The organism is Pseudomonas sp. GW704-F2 (assembly GCF_059423025.1).
Window position 1 is genome coordinate 30,458 of the sequence record NZ_JBWKXO010000050.1, and the last position, 6,926, is coordinate 37,383.

General features: G+C 62.9%; 6 protein-coding genes. 3 read left to right on the forward strand and 3 right to left on the reverse strand.

Going from position 1 to position 6,926, the window contains the following annotated elements; genetic code table 11:
• Positions 1-16: 16 nt before the first annotated feature.
• Together AC07W0_RS27455 and AC07W0_RS27460 are read right to left on the reverse strand one after the other, a co-directional pair.
• The gene (locus AC07W0_RS27455) at positions 17-1,699 is read right to left on the reverse strand and encodes a GspE/PulE family protein (protein ID WP_102618644.1); all 1,683 of its coding nucleotides are present in this window, start codon (positions 1,697-1,699) and stop codon (positions 17-19) included.
• A gap of 80 nt (positions 1,700-1,779) precedes the next feature.
• Entirely contained in the window at positions 1,780-2,118 is a 339-nt protein-coding gene (locus AC07W0_RS27460; protein WP_017845097.1) for an ACT-like domain-containing protein, read from the reverse strand.
• 127 nt (positions 2,119-2,245) lie between these two features.
• Here AC07W0_RS27460 and AC07W0_RS27465 point away from each other — a divergent pair, with 127 nt between their 5' ends.
• Entirely contained in the window at positions 2,246-2,716 is a 471-nt protein-coding gene (locus tag AC07W0_RS27465) for an Lrp/AsnC family transcriptional regulator (protein ID WP_017845096.1), read from the forward strand.
• Positions 2,717-2,801: 85 nt separating this feature from the next.
• On the opposite strand, the gene AC07W0_RS27470 is transcribed toward AC07W0_RS27465, so the two are convergent.
• Positions 2,802-4,169 (reverse strand): CYTH domain-containing protein, encoded by a 1,368-nt coding sequence (locus tag AC07W0_RS27470; RefSeq protein WP_017845095.1) that lies wholly within the window; start codon positions 4,167-4,169, stop codon positions 2,802-2,804.
• 158 nt (positions 4,170-4,327) lie between these two features.
• Between AC07W0_RS27470 and argE the strand changes: the two genes are divergently transcribed.
• Both argE and argA read left to right on the forward strand, forming a co-directional pair.
• Positions 4,328-5,476: an acetylornithine deacetylase gene (gene argE / locus AC07W0_RS27475; protein WP_102618645.1), complete on the forward strand. Its 1,149-nt coding sequence runs from the start codon at positions 4,328-4,330 to the stop codon at positions 5,474-5,476.
• Between the two features lie 133 nt (positions 5,477-5,609).
• On the forward strand, positions 5,610-6,908 hold the full coding sequence (gene argA / locus AC07W0_RS27480; protein WP_017845093.1) for an amino-acid N-acetyltransferase: 1,299 nt from the start codon (positions 5,610-5,612) through the stop codon (positions 6,906-6,908).
• Positions 6,909-6,926: the final 18 nt, after the last annotated feature.

Genomic DNA, 6,926 nt, shown 5'->3' on the forward strand with positions numbered 1-6,926 from the left:
TGCGATAAGAAGGGTTTCACCGCCCGACAGCCAACGGATTTGTTTCTGAATCCCCAGGCGTGGCGCGCAAGATTTCCGCCAGGCTGGTCAACCCGGCTTCGACCTTGTGCATGCCAGCCATTCGCAGGCTGCACATCCCTTGCTGGAGCGCCGCCCGGCGCAAGGCCTGCACGTCGGTGCCGGGGGAGATCAGCGACTTGAGCGCGTCGTCCAGCACCATGATTTCGTAGACCCCGGCGCGCCCGCGATAACCGCTGTCACGACACTCCGCGCACCCGATGGCTTCAGTGTCGTTGCCGCCGGTTGTGCGTTTGCAGCGTGGGCACAAGAGCCGCACCAAGCGCTGCGCCATCACTCCCAGTAGTGTGGCCTTGATCAAATAATAAGCAATGCCCAGTTCCTGCAATCGGCTGATCGCACTCGGCGCATCGTTGGTGTGCAGGGTCGACAGCACCAGATGCCCGGTCAGCGCGGCCTGGATCGCCATCTCGGCGGTTTCCTGGTCGCGGATCTCGCCGATCATGATGATGTCCGGGTCCTGGCGCAGCAGTGCGCGGATGCCGCTGGCGAAGCTCAGGTCGATATTGTGCTGCACCTGCATCTGGTTGAATGCCGGCTCGACCATCTCGATCGGGTCTTCCACCGTACACAGGTTGACCTCGCGGCTCGCCAGGCGCTTGAGGGTGGTATAGAGGGTGCTGGTCTTGCCGGAGCCGGTAGGGCCGGTGACCAGGATGATGCCGTGGGTCTGGCGGGTCAGGCTGTGCCAGCGTTGCTGGTCCTGGGCCGACAGGCCAAGCTGGTCGAAGTCCTTGAGCAGGACCTGGGGGTCGAAAATCCGCATCACCAGTTTCTCGCCGAACGCCGTGGGCAAGGTTGAAAGGCGCAATTCCACTTCCGCGCCCGCCGGGCTTTTGGTCTTGACCCGCCCGTCCTGCGGTTTGCGTTTTTCTGCCACGTTCATCCGGCCCAGGCTTTTCAGGCGGCTGACCACCGCCATCGTGACCTGGGGCGGAAACTGGTAGACGTCATGCAGCAGCCCGTCGATGCGAAAACGCACGCGGCCCTGCTCGCGACATGGCTCGATATGGATATCGCTGGCCCGCTGGCCGAACGCGTACTGCAACAGCCAGTCGACGATATTGACGATATGCGCGTCGTTGGCGTCCGGCGCCTGGTCGCCGGCGCCGAGGTTGAGCAACTCGAAATGTGCCGGCGCGGGCGTTGTTTGATCGGCGCCGCTGACGGACTTCGCCAGGCGATAAAACTCGCCGATGCAGCGCTGGATGGCCTGTGGGTTGGCGACCACGCGTTTGATCGAACGCTTGAGCACCTGCGCCAACCCGGCTTCCCAGGCAGTGACGTAAGGCTCGGCACTGGCGACCGTGACGCTCTGCGCATCCACGGCCACCGCAAGAATGCCGTGGCGCTGGGCGAAGGCGTGGGACATCAGTGGCACCACCGTCGCCACATCGATCTTCAGCGGGTCGATACGCAGGTAAGGCTGCCCGCTGTGCCGCGCCAGCCATTGCGTCAGGGTTTCCAGGCAAGGCCCCTGGGCCGCGATGCATTCCAGGGGATGCTGAGTGTGGCTGGCCGGCAGCGTCGACAAGCGCCGGGCCACATCGAGGGTGATCACGCCCTGCTCGACCAGGGCCGGTAACAACGGGGGCAATTCCAATCGCTGATCAACAGGCATTGAGGTTTTCCTGGGGCGCCGGGTGTATTCCCAGGCTAGTCAGCCCCTGACCCGCTGCCTTGCGCGTGTATTGCAGGCTTTTACTGGGCGCCGGCCGCCAGCGCCTGAGGCCGCACGGAATCAGCCGACCACATCTCCAGCGAGCACACGCTGATCAGGTTTCGAATCTTTTCACCGATCACCTGGGCACGGTGCCAGCTCACGCCATCCATCACGATATCCACGGTCAGCACATCGTCCTGGCGATTCACACTGACCTGGCGCGGCGTCAGGAACTGCAGCGCGAAATAGTTGAGCACCCGGCACAGCACATCGGGTTCGGCCTCGGCGACGATCTGGTAATGGGCCTGGCAATGGGCACTGTCGACGGCCCACGCATCGACGCGGGTGACAGGGCAGGTGGTTTCGACGGCGTGCATGCGGACTCTCCAGATTCGATTGGAGAAATTCTTACATTCGCGAAAGGAGATTTCTTATCTAAGATGAGCCTGATTCGTCGATAGATGCACAAATCAATTCAAGACAACCCGTATTAAAGGTATTTCTATGCGCAGCGAGCTGGACGTCTACGACCGCCGTATCCTGGCCCTGCTGCAGGAGGACGCCTCGCTCTCCAGCGCGCAGATCGCCGAGCAGGTCGGCCTGTCTCAATCGCCATGCTGGCGGCGTATCCAACGGCTGAAGGACGAGGGCGTGATCCGCGGCCAGGTCACGCTGCTGGACCGCAAGAAGATCGGCCTCAATACGCAGATTTTTGCCGAGGTCAAACTCAATGCCCACGGGCGTTCCAACTTCACCGAGTTCACCGAGGCGATCCGCGGTTTTCCGGAAGTGTTGGAGTGTTATGTGTTGATGGGGGCGGTGGATTTTCTGCTGCGCATTGTCACGTCGGACATCGAGGCTTACGAGCGGTTTTTCTTCGAGAAGTTGTCGATGGTGCCGGGGATTCAGGAGGTCAATTCGATCGTGGCGTTGTCGGAGATCAAGTCCACCACTAGCTTGCCAGTATTGGGCTGACAGGGCTGGCCTCATCGGGGGCAAGCCCCCTCCCACATTTGGAATGCATTGCAAATGTGGGAGGGGGTTGCTTTCGAAAGCGGGGTTACAGACGCAGCAGGGTCTTCCAGGCACGGTTCTGATACACCGCGATCGCCTGATGCATGCGCGCATCCAGCGATTCATCGGTGATCGGCTGGTTGGCCAGTTGCGCCAGCTTGTTCAGCTCGCCGTACAGGCGGTCGAGTTCCGCAATGTCCACCACCTGGCGTGCGTGGTGCAGCCAGGCCTGGATGCGCTCGATGCGCGGCAGTTGCTCGGCGAGGTCTTCCGGTTGCTGCTGATAGCGCGGCAGTTGCAGGGCGACGGCGTCTTCGGCCAGCAGGCGTGGCAACCAGTTGGTGATTTGCGCAGCGCCCTGACGGTTACCGCGCACGTTGCGGTCGGCGGTCCAGGTGCGGTTCAGCAACCAGCGGGAGGTGTTCAGTGAGAACAGGCCCCAGCGCACGTCGGTCAATTCTTCGGCGAATTGCTCCGGCGCGGCTTTGCGAATGTCTTCATCGTCGTCACCGGCCTGGACCAGCGGGCGCCAGTCTTCCAGCAGGGCATCGAGTGCGCTGCGCAGTTCGCTGGTGGATTGACGCGGCGCGGCCTGGCCGAGGCTGCCGAGCAGGGCGCGCAGTTCGCCGAGGTTGTCGACCCAGTCCTGCAACAGGCGCCAGTGGCCATTGAAACGGTATTGCTCGGCCAGGCGCTGGCTGCTGCCCAGCAGGTGCCACATGATCGCGGCGAAGGCGTCGTCCAACGGCATTTCGGCGTGCAGTTGCGGCGCCGGCAGGCTCAGGGAGTAGCTGCTGGCGTCATACAGGCGATAGCCGCGTTCGGCCTTGCTGATGTCGCATGGCATCAGTGCCAGGGTGGCGGCCAGTTCGGCGGCCAGTTCCAGCAGGGCGGCCGGTTCGCCTTCGCGCAGTTCCAGTTCCAGCTCGCAGATTTCTTCTTTCTGCTTGCCGGCTACTACATGGCCCAGGTCCAGTGCGGCTTCGATCACCACTTTGGCTTTGCCCCGGCCCCAGGCGATTTCGGCGCGTTCGCGCACGAAGTCGGTGGTGAAGATCGGCTTGAGGGTCTTTTTGTCCAGCTCGGCGAGTTCCTCGGGCCAGCATTCGCCGTCGAGTTTCTTCACGTCGAGCTTGGCTTTGGGCAATTCCCAGTTGTATTCGTTACGTTCCGACAAGCCGGCGACGCTTTGGCCGCGGGTCTTGAGGGTCTGGATAATGTCGTCACCGTCCTTGCGCAAACGCAGGGCGACTTTGGCCTTGGCCAGGTCGCGCTCGGGGGTGTCGAAGTACTGGTTCATCAACTCACGGCGTTCCCAGCCACTTTTGTTGCGTTTTTTCAGTAGCGGGTGCTCACGCAGCGCGGCGAGTGTTTCGCGGCTGACGCGGAGCTTGATTTCGGTTTCTTTCTGCATGGCCGGAAAATCCAGGATCGGGAGCGCAGCCGGGAAAAAGAGTGGCTGCCAAGGTCGTGCAGTGTACAGGACTGAGCCCGGCAACGCGCCGCAACGGTTTATTGTGTCGTGCAGATGCCTCTATAGTGAGGTTCATCCGGGAAGTAGGGAGACCGCGCATGCCGTTACCGTCCATGAAAGAGCAATTCGCCGCCTTGATTGCCACACCGTCGGTCAGTTGCACCCAAGCGTCTCTCGACCAGAGCAACCGCCCGGTGATCGACCTGCTCGCCGGCTGGCTGGGCGATCTGGGCTTCGCCATCGACATCCAGCCCATCAGCCCCGGCAAGTTCAACCTGCTCGCCAGTTTCGGCACGGGCCCCGGCGGCCTGGTGTTGGCCGGTCATAGCGATACCGTGCCGTATGACGCCGCGCTGTGGAAGACCGACCCGCTCAAGTTGACGGAAGTCGACGGTCGCTGGGTAGGATTGGGCAGCTGCGACATGAAGGGTTTTTTCGCGCTGGCCATCGAAGCGGTGTTGCCGTTGCTCGACCAACCGTTCAAGCAGCCGTTGCTGATCCTTGCCACCTGCGATGAAGAAAGCTCGATGTCCGGCGCCCGTGCATTGGCGGCGGCCGGGCGTCCGCTGGGGCGTGCGGCGGTGATCGGCGAGCCGACGGGCCTCAAGCCGATCCGCCTGCACAAAGGTGTGATGATGGAGCGCATCGACATCCTCGGTCGCAGCGGCCATTCGTCGGACCCGCGCCTGGGCCACAGCGCGCTGGAAGCCATGCACGACGCCATCGGCGAACTGCGCGGCCTGCGCCTGGCCTGGCAGCGCGAGTACCACAACCCGCAGTTCAGCGTGCCGCAACCGACCCTGAATTTCGGTTGCATCCACGGCGGCGATAACCCCAACCGCATCTGCGGCCAGTGTTCCCTGGAGTTCGACCTGCGGCCCTTGCCCGGCATGGACCCGCAGGTGCTGCGCGCGGCGATCCGGCAGAAACTCGAACCAGTGGCCGAGCGCCATAAGGTGAAGATCGACTATGCGCCGCTGTTCGCCGAAGTGCCGCCGTTCGAGCAGGCCGAAGACGCAGAGCTGGTGCGGGTCGCCGAACGATTGACCGGTCATCGCGCCGAAGCAGTAGCGTTCGGCACCGAAGCGCCTTATCTTCAGCGCCTTGGTTGTGAAACCCTGGTGCTTGGCCCTGGCGATATTGCCTGCGCCCACCAGCCGGGCGAGTACCTCGAAATGTCACGCTTGACGCCTACAGTGCGTCTATTGCGGGAACTGATCGAACATTACTGCCTGACACCTGCATAAATTAATCCCTGCCCATGCGTACATAAGGAGAGCGAGCGTGTTGCCAAGCCTGTTCCGACGATAACCATCAGCCTGCTGTGCGTTTTCACGACTCATCCTTTTTCGGCTGCTTTTTATTACAGGCCCAGGTTCCATGCCCGACTACGTCAATTGGCTTCGTCACGCTTCGCCCTACATCAACGCCCACCGCGACTGCACCTTTGTGGTCATGCTGCCCGGCGACGGTGTGGATCATCCGAACTTCGGCAATATCGTCCACGACCTGGTGCTGCTCCACAGCCTGGGAGTGCGACTGGTGCTGGTCCACGGTTCGCGCCCACAGATTGAAGCGCGCCTTGAAGCGCGCGGGCTCAACCCGGTTTACCACAACGGCCTGCGCATCACCGATGCCGCCACGCTGGAGTGTGTGATCGATGCGGTCGGCCATCTGCGCATCGCCATTGAAGCGCGCCTGTCGATGGACATGGCCTCGTCGCCGATGCAGGGCTCGCGCTTGCGCGTGGCCAGCGGCAACCTGGTGACGGCGCGCCCGATCGGCGTGCTCGAAGGCGTGGACTTCCACCACACCGGCGAAGTGCGTCGGGTCGACCGCAAAGGCATCAATCGTCTGCTGGACGAGCGCTCCATCGTGCTGCTGTCGCCCCTGGGGTATTCGCCCACCGGCGAGATCTTCAACCTGGCCTGCGAAGACGTCGCCACCCGCGCCGCCATCGACCTGGCCGCCGATAAGTTGCTGCTGTTCGGTGCCGATCCTGGCCTGATCGATGAAAATGGCCGCCTGGTGCGTGAACTGCGCCCGCAACAAGTGCCGGCGCACCTGCAACGCCTGGGCAGCAACTACCAGGCTGAATTGCTCGATGCGGCTGCCGAAGCTTGCCGGGGCGGGGTCGGCCGCAGCCATATCGTCAGCTATGTCGAAGACGGTGCGTTGCTCACCGAACTGTTCACCCGCGATGGCGGCGGTACGCTGGTGGCCCAGGAACAATTCGAGCTGGTGCGCGAGGCGGCGATCGAAGACGTCGGCGGCTTGCTCGACCTGATCAGCCCGCTGGAAGAGCAGGGCATCCTGGTACGCCGTTCGCGGGAAGTGCTGGAGCGTGAGATCGAGCAGTTCAGCGTGGTCGAACGCGAAGGCATGATCATCGCCTGCGCGGCGCTGTATCAGATCGCCGATTCGGACGCGGGGGAGCTGGCGTGCCTGGCAGTCAACCCGGAGTATCGCCACGGCAGGCGCGGCGATGAACTGCTCGAGCGCATCGAGGCTCGCGCCCGGGCGCAGGGGTTGAAGACCCTGTTCGTGCTCACCACGCGCACGGCGCACTGGTTCCGCGAGCGCGGCTTTGTGCCCAGCAGCGTGGATCGCCTGCCTTCGGCGCGGGCATCGCTGTACAACTATCAGCGTAACTCGAAGATTTTCGAGAAGGCCCTGTAACACCCCGCCCTCCCAGCC

Excerpts from the sequence above, each read along its gene's own strand:
- argA (WP_017845093.1), top strand. The coding sequence starts at position 5,610 with ATGCCCGACTACGTCAATTGGCTTCGTCACGCTTCGCCCTACATCAAC.
- AC07W0_RS27460 (WP_017845097.1), bottom strand. The coding sequence starts at position 2,118 with ATGCACGCCGTCGAAACCACCTGCCCTGTCACCCGCGTCGATGCGTGG.
- AC07W0_RS27455 (WP_102618644.1), bottom strand. The coding sequence starts at position 1,699 with ATGCCTGTTGATCAGCGATTGGAATTGCCCCCGTTGTTACCGGCCCTG.
- AC07W0_RS27470 (WP_017845095.1), bottom strand. The coding sequence starts at position 4,169 with ATGCAGAAAGAAACCGAAATCAAGCTCCGCGTCAGCCGCGAAACACTC.
- AC07W0_RS27465 (WP_017845096.1), top strand. The coding sequence starts at position 2,246 with ATGCGCAGCGAGCTGGACGTCTACGACCGCCGTATCCTGGCCCTGCTG.
- argE (WP_102618645.1), top strand. The coding sequence starts at position 4,328 with ATGCCGTTACCGTCCATGAAAGAGCAATTCGCCGCCTTGATTGCCACA.